Annotated in this window: 11 protein-coding genes; 5 read left to right on the top strand and 6 right to left on the bottom strand. The window is 72.6% G+C overall.

The features are described from left to right. Nucleotides 1–28: 28 nt before the first annotated feature. Both FRAEUI1C_RS17875 and FRAEUI1C_RS17870 read right to left on the bottom strand, forming a co-directional pair. A complete protein-coding gene (locus FRAEUI1C_RS17875) occupies nt 29–3,334 on the bottom strand; it encodes an ATP-binding protein (protein ID WP_013424727.1) in 3,306 nt (1,101 codons plus the stop codon). Nucleotides 3,335–3,574: 240 nt separating this feature from the next. After that, complete coding sequence (locus FRAEUI1C_RS17870) at nt 3,575–4,372, bottom strand: carboxymuconolactone decarboxylase family protein (protein WP_013424725.1); 798 nt, start codon at nt 4,370–4,372, stop codon at nt 3,575–3,577. A gap of 115 nt (nt 4,373–4,487) precedes the next feature. Here FRAEUI1C_RS17870 and FRAEUI1C_RS17865 point away from each other — a divergent pair, with 115 nt between their 5' ends. The 5 genes from FRAEUI1C_RS17865 (at nt 4,488) to FRAEUI1C_RS17840 (ending at nt 9,353) form a co-directional block, all read left to right on the top strand. Continuing rightward, nucleotides 4,488–5,087 (top strand): TetR/AcrR family transcriptional regulator, encoded by a 600-nt coding sequence (locus FRAEUI1C_RS17865; RefSeq protein ID WP_013424724.1) that lies wholly within the window; start codon nt 4,488–4,490, stop codon nt 5,085–5,087. A 136-nt stretch (nt 5,088–5,223) separates the two neighbouring features. Continuing rightward, nucleotides 5,224–5,970: a maleylpyruvate isomerase family mycothiol-dependent enzyme gene (locus FRAEUI1C_RS17860; RefSeq protein ID WP_013424723.1), complete on the top strand. Its 747-nt coding sequence runs from the start codon at nt 5,224–5,226 to the stop codon at nt 5,968–5,970. 239 nt (nt 5,971–6,209) lie between these two features. Beyond that, on the top strand, nt 6,210–7,325 hold the full coding sequence (locus FRAEUI1C_RS36420; protein ID WP_013424722.1) for a hypothetical protein: 1,116 nt from the start codon (nt 6,210–6,212) through the stop codon (nt 7,323–7,325). Between the two features lie 356 nt (nt 7,326–7,681). Then, nucleotides 7,682–8,776, top strand: a complete 1,095-nt coding sequence (locus tag FRAEUI1C_RS17845) for a glycoside hydrolase family 16 protein (protein WP_013424721.1) — start codon at nt 7,682–7,684, stop codon at nt 8,774–8,776. A 223-nt stretch (nt 8,777–8,999) separates the two neighbouring features. Then, the gene (locus FRAEUI1C_RS17840; RefSeq protein ID WP_041259455.1) at nt 9,000–9,353 is read left to right on the top strand and encodes a hypothetical protein; all 354 of its coding nucleotides are present in this window, start codon (nt 9,000–9,002) and stop codon (nt 9,351–9,353) included. A 253-nt stretch (nt 9,354–9,606) separates the two neighbouring features. Here FRAEUI1C_RS17840 and FRAEUI1C_RS17835 read toward each other — a convergent pair whose 3' ends face one another. The 4 genes from FRAEUI1C_RS17835 to FRAEUI1C_RS17820 all read right to left on the bottom strand — a co-directional run bounded on the left by FRAEUI1C_RS17835 (nt 9,607) and on the right by FRAEUI1C_RS17820 (nt 14,341). Beyond that, on the bottom strand, nt 9,607–11,145 hold the full coding sequence (locus FRAEUI1C_RS17835) for a hypothetical protein (RefSeq protein ID WP_198318594.1): 1,539 nt from the start codon (nt 11,143–11,145) through the stop codon (nt 9,607–9,609). 500 nt (nt 11,146–11,645) lie between these two features. Next, complete coding sequence (locus FRAEUI1C_RS17830) at nt 11,646–12,122, bottom strand: NUDIX domain-containing protein (RefSeq protein WP_013424718.1); 477 nt, start codon at nt 12,120–12,122, stop codon at nt 11,646–11,648. A gap of 121 nt (nt 12,123–12,243) precedes the next feature. Beyond that, the gene (locus FRAEUI1C_RS17825; RefSeq protein ID WP_013424717.1) at nt 12,244–13,470 is read right to left on the bottom strand and encodes an ABC transporter substrate-binding protein; all 1,227 of its coding nucleotides are present in this window, start codon (nt 13,468–13,470) and stop codon (nt 12,244–12,246) included. Between the two features lie 130 nt (nt 13,471–13,600). Beyond that, nucleotides 13,601–14,341, bottom strand: a complete 741-nt coding sequence (locus FRAEUI1C_RS17820) for an ABC transporter ATP-binding protein (protein WP_013424716.1) — start codon at nt 14,339–14,341, stop codon at nt 13,601–13,603. Nucleotides 14,342–14,401 lie beyond the last annotated feature (60 nt).

The raw sequence follows: 14,401 nt of genomic DNA, 5'->3' as shown, positions 1-14,401 counted from the left end.
TGTCGGAAACAGGGTGCGTGACCTGCCTTTACGTGCACTTGCCGAGCGCTTGTCGGGCCCTTGCCAGCCAGTAGCCCGCGCCCGCCTGCTCCAGCAGGCGTACGGCCGCCTCCAGGTGGGCGCGCGCCCGCTCGTGATCGCCGAGCGCCAGCAGGGCCTCCCCCAGATGGCCGTCGTACGCCCCGTCGACGGTGCTGCACGTGCCGTTCACGTGCAGCAGTCCGGCGAAGGGCCGCAACGCGTCGTGGACCTCCCGCACGACGTCCAGCTCGCCGAGCCGGATCGCCGCGTGCAGCCGGCACATGGCCGCCATCGCCCAGTGGTAGTCACGCGGAGGCAGGGGGGTCTCCACCAGGAGCCGCCGCGCGCGCTCCCGCTCGCCCAGGTCCGCCAGCGCGTAGGCCAGGGCGTAGCCGAACCCCGCCATTCCCGTGTGCCGGTGCATCTCCTCCAGCCACGCCACCTGCGCGCCGAGGCGGTCCGCCTGCAGGAGCGTCTCGGCGCGTACGGCGAGCAGGCTCGCCTCGTAGTAGGCGAGATCGGCGAACGACAGGGTCGCCCTGACGGGCTCGAAGTGGCGGGCCGGGTCGGGCACGCCCTGGAACAGGTCGAGCCCTGCGTGCGCCACCGCCGACTGCATGGCCAGCGTGGGATTGTGCAGGTCCCGTAGCAGCGCGTCGATCTCCGCCAGCAGCGCGCGGGCCGCCGCCACCTCGCCGCGCTCGACGAGATGATCGAGCAGGTAGTGCTGGGCGATCACCCTGAGCTGGGACGACAGGCCCGGCTCGGCCAGCAGCCGGCGCGCGGTCTCCGCGCGCTGCTCGATGAAGTCCTGGCCCTGCAGGGCCAGCAGCCGCAGGTGCAGCACGCGCCGCGCCACGGCGGGGTCGCCCAGGCGCTCGGCCGCCGCCACGGCCAGCGACGAGACCGGGTCGACCTCGTCCTCGCGACCGGTCTGGGCGAGCACGACGGCCCGGACGGCCTGGGCCGTCGCCCAGGCCGGCGTGGCCGGCGGCAGCTCCCGCGCGGCCCGGTCCATCGCGTCCCGCACCGCGGCCACGTCCAGGCCGTACCGGAAGGGCACCCAGACGCCGTGGCCCATCGCGATGTCGGCGGCCCGCACGGCCAGCTCCGGGTCGGTGCCGGCCAGGGCGAGCGCCTGCTCGACGGCCTCGTAGCCCTCGTCGAACCGCCCGGCGGCGTAGCGGCTGTCGGCCAGCCCGACGGCGAGCTCGAACCGCTCGGCCGCGCCGGCTCCCGCCAGCTCGGCCGCCGCCAGCGCCTCCTGCCACGACCCGGCCGCGTCGTCGGGCGCGTGCCGCCGCAGGGCCGCCCGCGCGGCGCGGGCGCAGGAGCCCATCGCCATCCGGGCGGGCTGGGCGCCCAGCTCCGCCGCCGCCAGCCAGTGCCGCGCGATCACCGCGGCGCGGTCGTCCCGGTCCCCGTGGACGCGGGTGAGGACGCCCGCGACCTGCTCGTGGACGCGCGCCCGCCACAGCCGCGACCGGCGTGACAGCAACGCGTCCGTCACCAGGGCGTGCGCGAACTCGTACCCGCCCAGGCGGTACGACGATTCCCGGACCAGGCCCGCGCCGAGGGTCGCGTCGAGCGGCCGCAGCAGGTCGCCGACCGTGGTGCCGGCGATCTGGGCCAGGACGGCCGCCTCGAACTCGTCGCCCATCACGGCGGCGAGCTCCAGCACGCGGGCTGTCTCCTCCCCCAGGGCCGCCACCCGGTGCAGCACGACGTCCAGCACGCCCTGTGGCAGCTCGTCCCCCGCCCGGGCGAGCTCCGTGAGGAAGAACGGGTTCCCGGCGGTGCGCCGGCGCAGCTCCTCGGCCCTGCCGCTGCCCGGGTCGCGGCCGGACAGCTCCCGGACGAGCACCCGGACCTCCTCGGCCGGGAGCCCGTCGAGGCCGAGCCTGCGCGCGCCGAGCCGCGAGAGCGCCGACAGCGTGCCGGTGAGCGCCGACGCCTCGTGCCGCCGGAACGTCGCCACCAGCAGCAGGCCGGGCCGGGCGGTGGACGCCACGTGGACCAGGAGCCGCAGCGTCGCGTCGTCCGCCGCGTGGATGTCCTCGAGCACGACGACCACCGGGCCGGCGGCGGCCAGGAACGCGCCGACCGCCTCGAAGAACCGCAGCCGCGCCCCCTGCGCGTCGGACGACGGGATCGCCTCCAGCCCACCCGTCAGGAACCTGTCCACCTCGTCGGGCAGGGTGTCCCGCGGGGTCGTGGCGGCGAGGTCGCGCAGGACCCGTTCCCAGGGCCACAGGGCGGGCGCGGTCTCGTGGTCGGGACTCGACCCCCAGCCGACCGGCACGTCGGCGGTCGCGCGGAACCGCCTGAGCAGGCTGGTCTTGCCGACGCCCGGCTCGCCGTCCACCAGCACGACCTGCCCTACGGCGGACGCTGTCTTCGCCGCCTCGCGCAGGACCTCCAGCGCGCTCGCGCGGCCGACGAAGACCGGCTGGTCCGCCGCTGGCCGGGCGGCCCCGCGCGCCGTCGTCTGGTTCGGTGTCGGTGTCGGGGGCCGCCGCGGGCGTGACGCCGTGGCGGGCCGCTCCGCCGGGAGCAGCGCGGCGTCCTGGCGCAGCACCGCGCCTTCGAGGTCGCGCAGCCGCGGCCCGGGGTCGATGCCCAGCTCGTCGGCGAGCACCTCCCGCGCCCGTCGCAGGCAGTCGAGGGCCGCCGCCTGCCGGCCCGCCCGGTAGTGGGCCAGCGCCAGCAGTTCCCAGGCCCGCTCCCGCAGGGGATGCTCGCGGACGAACGAGTCCAGCCGCGCGAGCACGTCCGTGTGGCGGCCGAGCTCCAGCAGGGCCGTGGCCAGCCCCTCCACCGCGTCGAGCCGCACCTGTTCCAGCCGGCCGATCTCCGGCTGTGCCCACCCCTCGGACCGCACGTCCGCGTACGGGTCGCCCCGCCACAGGTCGAGCGCCTCGGCGAGGGCGTCCGCCGCGTCCTGGTGCCGGCCCTCGGCCAGATGGCCGGACCCGGCCGACCTGAGCCTCTCGAAGTCCCTGGTATCCAGGTCGAGGCCGCCGGTCATCAGGCCGTACCCGTCGGCGGCGCTGACCAGGACGGTCGGGGCCGCGCCGGGCCGCCGGTCGGGCTCCAGCCGGCGCCGCAGGTTGGAGACGTGGACCTGCAGGCCGCCCTGGGCGCTGGCCGGTGGGTTGCCGGACCACAGCCGGTCGGCCAGGAGGTCCGCGGGGAGCACGCGGTCGGCGTGCATCGCGAGGAGGGCCAGCAGGGCTCGCTGCTTCGGCGGTCCGACCGGTACGGCCTGCCCGGCCACGACGAGCTCCATGGGCCCGAGGACGTTCAGCCGCACGGGTCCTCGTCGGGCGCGTCGTCGATGAGCGCCTCGCGCCGGATCCACGCCTGGCCGTGGTGCTTGCTCGGCACGCGCGGCCCCGCCGTGTTGAACCAGCGAGTCACAGCACTCAGGACCCTCCGTACGGACGCTGATCCCAACTCTACGAAACCCGCGGCGAGCGCTGGGCCCCCTGGCCACCGGCCCGCTGGACCAGGCACGACGGGCCGCGTGCCGGTAGCCGCGGCGCGGGACGCTTCAGGCCCGAAGGACGACCACCTGGACGGCTGGGGCCGACACGACCTGCACCGCGTCGACGCCTGGAACCGCGACGTGCGCGAAGCCGCCCTCGAAGGCGACCCTCACATCGCTCAGGCGGGACACGGCCTCGCCGGTTCCGTCGGTGAGGTGATAGCCGTCGGCCAGGGCGACGGTCGCACCCTCCCGCCAGTTCAGGGAGCCGTTCCGCTGATGTCGAGCCGACCGCTCGGGCGCGTCGGCTGGCCGGTCGTCGGCGTCCGGCACCGCGGGGGCCGAGGGGAAGTCGAGGTCGGGTCGCGCCAGGTGGTTGTAGTAGTTGGACAGGATGTTGAGCGCGACGTGCGCGACGGTCTCGGCGAGTTCGCCGTCGGTCATCCCGTTCTCGCGCGCCTCGGCGAGCTGGTCGTCGGTGAGCCGGCCACCCGACCGGATCACCTGGCGGGCGACCCGCAGCACGGCGTGGGGGTGCGCCTCGGCGGCGCAGGCCTGTCTCACCCCGGCCAGTTCCTCGTCACTCATCCCCATCCGGCGGCCGCGCAGGGTGTGCGCGGCGAGGCAGTACTCGCACCCGTTCTCGTGCGCGACGAGCAGCGCCAGCTGTTCGCGCAGCCGAGCGTCCAGCGCACCCGCCGCCAGCGCGTCGCGCAGGGCGAGGTATCCCCGCAGCGCGGCCGGACCGGCCGCCAACGCGGCGTAGAGGTTCGGCACGCGCCCCAGCTGCCGCCGGGTCTGCTCGAGCAGGTCGCGCTGTTCGGCTGTGGACTGGTCGGCGGTGATGAGCGGTATCCGCGGCACTGCGAACCTCCCAGGACGGCACCGTTCGGTACCGAATCGGCTAAGACGGTATCGAACGGTACCATCCCGGTGAACGATCTGGCCCGAAGTCGGTACGGATCGGTACCATCACGGCATGGCTACCCGGGCACGGCAGCGGCTGCTGGAGACCTCCGAGGAGCTCTTCTACGCCCACGGCGTGCAGGCCACCGGCCTCGACCGGATCCTCGCCGAGTCCGGGGTCGGCAGGGCCTCGTTCTACCGCCACTTCGCCACCAAGGAGGACCTCGTCGTCGAGGTCCTGCGGGGCCGCGACGACCGGTGGCGGGAATGGCTGAGCGAGGCGGTCGAGGCGCGGCTTGGCGAGCTTCCGGACCTCCCCGCGCGGCAGCGGCCGCTGGCGGTGTTCGACGCCCTGGCCGACAGGTTCGCCCGTCAGGACTTCCGCGGCTGCGCGTTCATCAACACGATGGTCGAGGCGGCCGACCCCGCCAGCGCGGCCCACCTCGTCGCCGCCGACCACAAACGCAAGGTCGTCGAGTACGTCGACAGGCTGCTCCAGGACGCCGGCTACCTCGGTCACGCCGCGCTCGCCGACCAGTTCATCCTGCTGATGGACGGTGCCATCGTCACCTCGGTGCGCGAGGGTTGCGCGGACGCGGCCCGGCGGGCGCGTGGCATCGCCGCCGTCCTGCTGTCCGGCGCCGACACCGAGAGCCGCGTCGCCGAGCGCTGAGGGTCGCTGAGGGTTTCAGCCAGTTCGCGTGACCAGGACTGTGCCCGGCGCGGCCGGGCTGCTGGCGCCTCAGCCCGGCGCTGTCCGCCCGGTGACGATCCGTCGCCCCGCCCCTGTCAGGACCTACGCTTCCGCCATGGGGATCTTTGACGATCTGGAAGCCGAGCTGGACAGCCTTGACCAGGTCCTCGCCGGCCTTGACCAGGCAGCCTGGACGGCGCCCTCGGCCGCGGCCGGCTGGAGCGTCGCCGACGTGGTCCTCCATCTGGCGCAGACCGAGGAGTCGGTCGCCGAGACCATCGCCGCCGGCCCGGCCGGCACCCGCCCACCCGTCGGCGCGACGGCCGACGACGACCCGGTGGACGCGGCGATGGACGCCTGGGTGCGCCGCGAGCGGGCCGAGCCCGGCCTCGTCTACGCGCGGTGGCGCGCGGCCAGGACCGCCTCCGTGGCGGCCCTGCGCCAGGCCGACCCGGACACGCCACTGACCTGGGTCGCGGCCCCGCTGCGACCGGCGGTCCTCGCCACGACGAGGCTCAGCGAGCACTGGGCCCACGCGCTCGACATCACCGAGCCACTCGCGATCCCGTTCCCGGACACCGACCGGCTTCGCCATGTCGCCTGGCTCGCCCACCGCACGCTGCCCTATGCGTTCGCGACCGCCGGCGAGCAGGCTCCCCCGGTCCGGTGCGAACTCACCGCACCGGACGGTGTCACCCTCTGGGCGTACGGACCGCCCGACGCCAGCTCGGTGATCAGCGGGCCGGCCGGCGCCTTCTGCCGGGTCGCCGCCCGGCGCCTCGCCCCCGCCGCGGCGGGCCTGACCACCCGCGGCACCGACGCCGCCCTCGCCCTGGCCCTGCTGCGCACCTACGCGCTCTGAACGCCCGCGAAGCAGCGGAGACGAACCGCGGTCGGCCACCCGCGCGTGGCTGGCCTTTTCTGGCAGCGGTTGAGTTTCAGAAATCTGACCTGCGGTTTTGTGTCGATGCCGCCGATCATCCATCCACCACGGCAGAGCTCGCGGAAGATTGAGACCTGTTCATGTTTCCGGATGGGCGTTAGGGTCACCCCGCGGACCACGGAACACAGTTGTTGACAACAGTGTCCAAGGAGTGGCGGATGCGGTTTCGCCGTGGGATGGTTCTCGGCCCGACGTTGGCCGCGCTGCTCCTGGCCGCCGGTACCCCGGCGTTCGCCGAGCAGGGGCGGGTCGTGCCGCCGGTCGATCTGGGCCAGCTTGACGGTGTTCCCACGACGGCCGCCGCGATCAACGATCTGGGCGCTGTCGTCGGCTACTCCACGCCGCCCGGGCCCTTCGCCGGGAACGGTATTCTCTGGTCGCACGGCCAGCGCACCCGGCTACCGGCCAGCGGCAACATCCCGACTGAGATCAACTTTGCCGGCCAGATCGCGGGAAACACCAGCTGGATCGATTCCACCGGATTCGTTCTCAAGAACGGCAAGCTCCTGCCGCTTGGTTTCACGGTGACCGACCAGAACGCGGTCGGTGATGTCGTCGGCAGCCGGTACGTCAATGGGGGCTCACCGCACGCCCAGCTCTGGCACGCCGGCCAGACCATCGATCTCGGCACCCTCGGTGGATCCTTCAGCACGGCGACCGCCGTCAATCTTCGGGGCCAGGTCATCGGCCAGGCGTCCACGGCCGACGGAGTGATCCACGGCGCCGAATGGAATCGGAGCGGAAACGCGACCGGGCACTGGAGCGCCCTGCCCACCCTCGGCGGCGCTGATGCCAATCCGACGGCGATCAACGCGAGCGGTGACATCGTCGGCTACTCCGCCACGCCGAGCGGCGCCTACCACGCGGCGCTGTGGCGCGCGGGTCGCGTCATCGACCTCGGCACCCTGGGGATGGCCGGGAGCGAGGCGGTCGCCATCAACGACGCCGGCCAGATCGCTGCCTTCGCCTATCCAGCGGGTGTGAACGCCACGACCCATGCCTTCCGGTGGTGGCACGGGCACGCGACGCCCCTCGGCTCGCTCGGTGGGAGCAGCGACCCCGTAGCCATCAACGCCGTCGGCACCATCGCCGGCGAGAGCCGCACACCCGACGGGACGCCCTACGCCGTCCGCTGGGCGGGCAGCTCGCCGACCAGACTCGGGCTGCTCGTGGGCGGCGCCCGCTGCGCGGCGCGGGCCATCAACGACCTCGGTCGGGTCGTCGGCCAGTGCGCGGCCTCGGACGGCACCGCGCACGCCACCCTGTGGAACTAGCGAACCGGCTCGTTCCCGGCGGGCCTGCCTCTGGACGCCACCATCGGGCGCGGCCACCGACGACACCGCGACAACAAGCGGACAAAGTATTATTTTTCGCGTAAATCGCCGGGTCGCCCTTTTATTGTTCTGGAATGGTTCGGCACCGGCGGCCGGTGCGGCGGCTGACCGTCGCCGCCGGCTTCATCCTGTTGGCCATTGCCGCCAGCGCGTCCGCTGTCGAGGCGACATCGGTGGCCGGGGAAGTCGCTTCCCCCGGAAGCGCGACGCCGAGCACGAGCGGACCCTCGGTCCTCGCGACGGCGTTTGACTCGAATGTACTGGTCGTTCAGGCACGGAGCTTTCCACCAGGCTCGGTGGCGGACATAAGCGCGACGGCGGGTCCCTTCGGGGGCGAGGCCCATCTCAGGGTCGACGCCGACGGCCGACTGCGGCTGGGTTTCCGGCTGCCGGCGGGGTATTCGGGGCCGCTGGTGATCAGCGTCAGAGCGGGCGACGTGTCGTCATCCGTCTCGGTCGATTTCGCGGCCCCGGCGGTCCCGCTGCCGAGCACTCCGGCGACCTCGCCGGACACGGCCACGACGGAGTCGGCCACACCGGCTCCGGGCGACGCCACGACTCCAGGCCTCCAGGTCACGGCTCCGGCCGCCCCGGACGGACCTCAGCCCGGAGCCGGCGAGCGTTGGAAGCTCGCCTTCGACGACGAGTTCTCCGGTACGTCGCTCGACCGGACGAAGTGGCAGCTGTGCAATCCGAGCTTTCGCTCGTACTGCCTGCCCTGGAACAACGAGCTGCAGATCTTCAACACGGCGACCACCGACAACGCCAACGTCGACGTCTCCGGCGGCCAGCTCCACCTCGTCACCACCAAGGACGCCAACGGGCAGATCTCTTCGGGCATGGTGAGCACCGGACCGTGGCCGGCCTCCTTTGGGCCGGCGCCAGCCGGCTACCGCGGCTTCACCTACACGTACGGGTACTACGAAGGACGGGTCCGTATACCGCGAGGTGACGGCTTCTGGCCCTCGATGTGGGAGCTACCAGCGAGCAACGTCGGCGGCGGAGGGTGGCCGGACAGCGGCGAGTTCGACGTTTTCGAAATCCCCGGCAACAGCCCGACGGAATATCACTTCACCGCGCACTGGGGCGGCGATGGTGGCGCGTGCGGCCACCCGTGCTCGCCGCAGAAGGCCACCATCGCCGACGCCTCCGCCACCTGGCACACGTTCGGGCTCGACTGGCAGGCGACCGGCCTGACCTGGTATCTCGACGGTAAGAAGATGGGCGCGACCGTCACCGATCCTGGCGCGCTCAAGGACGTCCCCTTCTTCATCATCGCGAATCTGAGCGTCGGCGGAACCTGGCCGCCCTTGAAGGGCGGCCCGGATGCCAGTACCCCGTTCCCAGCGAGCATGGACATCGACTGGCTGCGGGTATACCAGCGAGAATGACGGCTTCTCCGTCACCCTCGCCGCGGAGCGCCTCCGGTGCCGCCTCCGACAACGTCTGCCCGCTCCGAACCCTCAACCTGATCGCCGTTGTCGCCCTCGAATGGTCGCGAGAAGACCCGATTCACGAACCATCTGAGGGCGACAACGGCGATCACTCCGCCGGACCGACCTTCGCGGTCACAGCGCTGGTCACCACTTCTGGTGCGGTGCCACGGTGAACGGGATGCCGGACGGCGTCGTGCCCGGGACCTGCGCGGGCGGCGTCGTGCGCGGGGGGGCAGGCGCGGGCGGGTGTGAGGTCACGGCCGGCGCCGTGGTCCTGGCCGGCGCCGGGTCCGGCATCGTCACCGGCATCGTCACCGGCGTCGAGGACGGTGTCCTTGCCGGAGCTGGCGAGGGCGCCGCGCGCAGGTCGCCGCCGGCCAGGAGCGGGCCGGCGGCCGCCGGCATTCCGGTCGTCCGCGCGGGATCGGACGCGACGCCGCTCGCAACGGAGAACGCTGTCGCCGAGGGGGACGTGACTGTCGTCGTCGGCCGCGGCGCCGGATTGTCGGCCGCCGCGTCCGTGGGTCGTTGACAGGCCGAGAGGGCGGCGGCGGTCGCCGGTACGAGCAGGACGAGCGTCCTCCAGGGCCGCCGGCCGGCGGAACGCTCCTTCTCGGCCAGGTGCACGGCGAGCGATGGGTCAGGTGTTCCCGCACATCGAGGCGGTGGGATCTCGGCCGCGCACCGAGTGGTCCCCCGTTTTCCGGGCACACGGATCATGGGAATTCCTCTCCTCAGTCGAGCCGGACGAAGGCCGGGGCGTCCACCGTTCACCGCCCGGCGCGCTACCAGTTGCGGAACCTGCCCCGCATGCCGACCTGGTGCCGCCCGTTGCGCGGCGGGGCCGGCCTGGTCGTCGGCGGCCTGGTGGGCGAACGGGTGGCCGTTGGGCTCGCGGGCACCGTGCTGGGCGCAGGTGTCGTGGCCGGGACGCCGGTGGCCGGCGCGATGGTGGCCGCGGTGACGACGCCGTTCCCGTCCAGGGTCAGAGTGATGGGATTGGTCAGGCCGTAGGACGCGCAGCTGAGGTTGTCGAAGGACTCGTTCGCCCGCGCCGCGAGGAAGGTGAACAGGTTGGTCCCCGTCGCCTGGTCCGGCGACGGGCCGGCCGCGAAGATCGTCTGGCCGGCGAAGACCCGTCGGATGCCGCGCGGATCGTTGAACAGGTTGGTGCAGTAGGTGGCGCCGTCGCCGCTCGCGCCAGCGCCGATCTGGGGTTGGTCGACGCCCGCCCGGTAGAGGTTCGTCTTCGCGGCGCTCTGGTTGTTGTTGACGAGCGTCATCGGGTTGTTCAGCGGCACCAGTGCGACCGGGGCGGCCTGGAACACCATGGCCTGCAACTCGTTCAACGGGAGCGACGACTCTGCCTGGCCGTCGTTGGCGCCATTCGGCTGGGTCCAGGGTGCGCAACCGAGCGTCGGGAGGATGAACACGTCCAGCAGCAGATTGTCGCTCGCGTTCGCGAGGTCGACCGTGTTGTTTCCCATGGCGGCGACGGCCGCGGCGTTGCGCTGCGCGGTCTGACCGTTGGGGAGCGCCAGGTACTGCGCCGTCACATTGTCGCTTTGATCCTGGTCGATGACGGAGAAGTCGCGGACCGTGGGGCATGGCAGGCCGTCCTTCGCCTGCCCCACCGCGGGTACCCGCAACGTGCCGGCACGGATGAGGGCGTTGGCGGACTGGAAGAAGGCGGCGGCGTTACAGTCCGCGAACTGTCCGAAAATGGATCCGTTCAGGCCGTTGACGCAGTTGCCCTGGGCGAGGCTGTTCGTCCCGTCGGCGGACCGGATCGTCAGGTTGTCGCCGTTGAATCCGAACCAGAGGGCGACCGTGGCTCCCTGCGGCACCTGGGCCATGGCCGGCGGCACGGCGGGCTGGGTGCCAGCGTCGATCACCAGCGGGTCGTACAGCGTCAGATTTCCGCCCGGGGTGAGGATTGCGCCCTGGACGAAGGCGGACTGGGCGATGTTCGCCTCGTGGCAGGGCCCGGCGGTCGGATCCGTCGCCGTCATCTGGTACGGCGTCGAGAGGCCCGCGGCTGACAGGGGGTTCGCCGGCACGATCAGCGTGCAGTTCGTGCTCGGAGGGCTGGGAGTGGGAGTACCGGTCGGGGTGGGACTCGGGGTGCTGGTCGGGGTCGAGGATCCGCTGGGGGCGGGCGTTCCGCTGGGGTGGACCGTGCCGCCGGGCCCGGACTGGATCGGGATCCCGTTGGGTTGGCAGCCCGCCGTGACCAGGGCCAGTGCCAACAGCCCGGCCAGCGCGACGACGACTCGCCCGGGGATGGTGACCTGACTGGTGCGCGCACGGTACACCGTGGCCATGAATGCGCAGGCGGATCGGCCGCTCAACGAGCGCCGTTGCGCCGAGGACGACATAGAAATGTCCCTTCTCAGCACGCGTATGCGTGGATACCCATTGCGTGGGCGCGGCCCGCGCGCAGCCGTCATCGCCGGCGCGGCAGGCCGGTCGGGGCGCCCGACAATGGGCGAATTGGTTTCCTGTTACGCGGCAGTCACGACGGAGGTCGCGGGCCGGGCCTATCGCGGCGTCTCACGGAACGGTGCTCGTTGGCACCTATGGGCTAGGCCCGCTGCGGGCGTAGCCGGCCTTTCCGGCGCGCGGATGGCGAGGATGTCGTGGACGTCAGGAACACTGGTGCCTCCGCTCAGTCCCCCCCAAGGGACTCGCGAACAAGCGACAGCTTTGCCGCCAACGGCCCATTTGTCCAGACCTCGGGTGATTCCGGATGGTCACGCGGGGCCGGCGCCGCGCCGCCGGGCCGGTCGAGCCGTGGCCGGGGCGCGCCGGACCGCCGTGGCGACTATCGGAGAAACGGTGCCTCGTCCGCCAGGTAGTCGCGGATGCGGATGCGGTGCGACGGGTGCATGCCGAGGCCCGCGATCTCGTCGAGGGTGAAGAAGGCCACCGCGGTCGACTCGTCGCTGACCGCCAGCGAGCCGCCGACGAGGGTGCAGGCGCAGCAGATCGAGAACTGCTGGCGGACCTCGCCGTTCTCGTACGCGAAGACGTGCTCCGGGTCCGAGTAGATCCCGACGATCCGGTCGACGACGACGTCGAACCCGGTCTCCTCGCGGACCTCCCGGATGATGCAGCCGGCGAACGTCTCGCCGAGGTCCATCCCGCCGCCGGGCAGCGCCCATTCGCCGTTGTCGGCCCGCCGTTGCAGCAGGATCCGGCCGTCCTGGTCCGGTACGACCGCGCAGCCACCGACCACCAGCGAGTTCGGCGCGGGAGCCGCGGGCACGTGGTAGTAGTCGACGCGGCGCACACCGCGCATTGTCCACCGGCAGGCCGACCGGCGTCCGTGGGTCCGGCGTGGCCGGTGTCGGGCGGCCTGTCACCGGGCCCGCACCCGCGCCCGGCCGCCTGGGAGCGGGCCGGGCGTGGGTGAGCCGATGTCAGGCGGCGGGCTTGAGGACCGTGCCGGTGCCGAACTCGTGCAGGTCGCCGTCCCAGCTCGCCTTGCCGCCCTTGACCTCGACGATCGTGTAGGCCGGGTTGTAGACGGCGGCGTAGGGCAGCGGGCTCTTGGCCGCGAAGCTCACCGCGGGCGTCAGCCCGCCCGTGTCGACCTGCGACAGCTGCTTGAGCCCGGCGAGGACGGACGCCCGGTCGATCGTCGGAAGGGTCGCGGCGAGCTGGGCGAAGATCTTCACGCCGAGCCAGCTGCCGAGGCCGAGCTCGTCGAGCTTGCCGTTCGGCTCATAGGCCTTCATGTCCGCGTTGTACTGCTTGCCGAACGCCGTCGACACGTCCCAGGCCGGCGGGAACACCAGACCGGTCGTCAGCGGGCCGCCCGAGCCCATCGTCTCCAACTCCTTGCGGCTGAAGGCGCTGCCGGCGAACGCGATGTCCTTCTGGTAGCCGGTCGAGCGCAGTGCCTTCACGGCGACGCTGGTCTGCGCGGAGAAGGTCAGCCAGATGACGGCGTCCGGGCTCCCCTGCGTCGCCTGCTGGGCCGGGGCGCTCAGGTCGGCGGTGGTCGGGGCGATCCGCACGTCGTTGACGACCTTCACCCCGGCCTTGGACAGCACACCGTCGACCGTGGAGCGGATGACGTCGGCGGTCGGGATGTCGAGGGTGACCAGCCCGATCTTCTTGGCGCCGCTGGCCGCGACCTGCTGGGCCAGCCCGTTGAAGCCGACGACGACGGCGCCGTTGACATTGAACGACAGCGGGTTCGTCAGGTCGAACTTCGACACCGGGAACTGGCCGATGATCGGCATCTGGGCGGCCTCGATCTGGGCCGCTGTCGCGTCGTGGTAGTTGTCCGACCCGCCGGCGATCGCGACGATCGACTTGTCGGCGAGGATGTCGCGGTAGCAGGCGGCCGAGTCGGAGCCGTTCTGGTGGTTGTCGCAGAGCTTCAGCTGCAGCGGGCGGCCCTTGATCCCGCCGCTCGCGTTGATGGCCTTCACGGCCGCGTCCGCGCCGGAGGCGTATTCCGGGTTGCTGCTGACGCCGCCGGACAGCGCCCCGATCGCGGCGATCTTGATCGGGGTGCCCGCCGGGGCGCTCGCCGTGGCCGACGTGGTCGTCGCTCCCCCGCTGCTCCCGCAGGCGGCGGCCAGCACGGCGAGCGCGAGTAACGCCGCGGCCGGCGCCCCCCGGAACTTCCTGGACATGAGAACTCCTTTGTACTGGCGAGGGAAACCGGCCCGCGAAAAGGCGCCGGCAATCAGGTGGGTTGGTTGGTGACGGAGTCCGGCCGGGCCGCTTCCGGCCACGGGGACTCACCGGTCCGAGCCGCTCCGACTAGGACAGGTAAAGCGACGCAAGACCGTCCAAATCGGACAGCCATTCATCGGCGGGGCCTTCTCGGACCAGCTCCCCGCGGCGCAGGACATACGCGCGGTCGGCCCGCCGCAGCACCGAGCGGGCGTTCTGCTCGACGAGAAGAACGCCGACGCCACGGTCGGCGGTCGCGCGCACGGTATCGAGTAGGCGTTCACGTACCAGCGGCGCGAGCCCCAGGGACAGCTCGTCGATGAGGAGCAGCCTGGGGCCGCGGGCGAGGGCGAGCGTCAGCGCGAGCATCTGCTGCTCACCGCCGGACAGCAGCGCGCCACGGTGGCGGCCGCGGTCGGCGAGAGCCGGGAACAGGTCGAGGGCGCCCTCCTGGGCACGCACCAGCCGCAGCGACTGGCGGACGGTCAGCCCGGGGAAGATGTGCCGCTCCTCCCCCATGAACGACAGGCCCCGCCGGCACCGCCGGTAGACCGGCATCCGGCCGCACGGCTGTCCGAACAGCGCGATCGTGCCCGCGGTTGGGCGCAGGTAGCCGGCGAGCGCGCGCAGCAGCGTGGTCTTGCCCGCGCCGTTCGGGCCGAGCAGCGCGACGACCTCGCCCGGCCGCACCGTCAGGTCGACCCCGTGCAGCACCGGCACCCTGCCGTAGCCGACCGACAGCCCGCGGGCCTCGATCGCCGCCTGGCCCTCGTCGACACCGACGCCACCGGCTAAGGCGGGACCGCCAGCCGCATCCCCGTCAGCCATCCGGATCCTCCGAACTCCGCTGTGGCACGCCGTCGGCTGGCAGGCCGCCGGCGGCCCGCG

Source organism: Pseudofrankia inefficax, assembly GCF_000166135.1.
GTDB classification, from domain to species: Bacteria; Actinomycetota; Actinomycetes; order Frankiales; family Frankiaceae; genus Pseudofrankia; species Pseudofrankia inefficax.
The sequence above is the reverse complement of the archived record's forward strand: the minus strand, read 5'-3'. Positions and strand labels throughout refer to the sequence as shown.

Bases quoted from the DNA above. Each gene is read 5' to 3' on its own strand.
- FRAEUI1C_RS17825 (WP_013424717.1), bottom strand. From the start codon at position 13,470: ATGTCCAGGAAGTTCCGGGGGGCGCCGGCCGCGGCGTTACTCGCGCTC.
- FRAEUI1C_RS17840 (WP_041259455.1), top strand. From the start codon at position 9,000: ATGCCGGACGGCGTCGTGCCCGGGACCTGCGCGGGCGGCGTCGTGCGC.
- FRAEUI1C_RS17835 (WP_198318594.1), bottom strand. From the start codon at position 11,145: ATGGCCACGGTGTACCGTGCGCGCACCAGTCAGGTCACCATCCCCGGG.
- FRAEUI1C_RS36420 (WP_013424722.1), top strand. From the start codon at position 6,210: ATGCGGTTTCGCCGTGGGATGGTTCTCGGCCCGACGTTGGCCGCGCTG.
- FRAEUI1C_RS17865 (WP_013424724.1), top strand. From the start codon at position 4,488: ATGGCTACCCGGGCACGGCAGCGGCTGCTGGAGACCTCCGAGGAGCTC.
- FRAEUI1C_RS17860 (WP_013424723.1), top strand. From the start codon at position 5,224: ATGGGGATCTTTGACGATCTGGAAGCCGAGCTGGACAGCCTTGACCAG.
- FRAEUI1C_RS17820 (WP_013424716.1), bottom strand. From the start codon at position 14,341: ATGGCTGACGGGGATGCGGCTGGCGGTCCCGCCTTAGCCGGTGGCGTC.
- FRAEUI1C_RS17830 (WP_013424718.1), bottom strand. From the start codon at position 12,122: ATGCGCGGTGTGCGCCGCGTCGACTACTACCACGTGCCCGCGGCTCCC.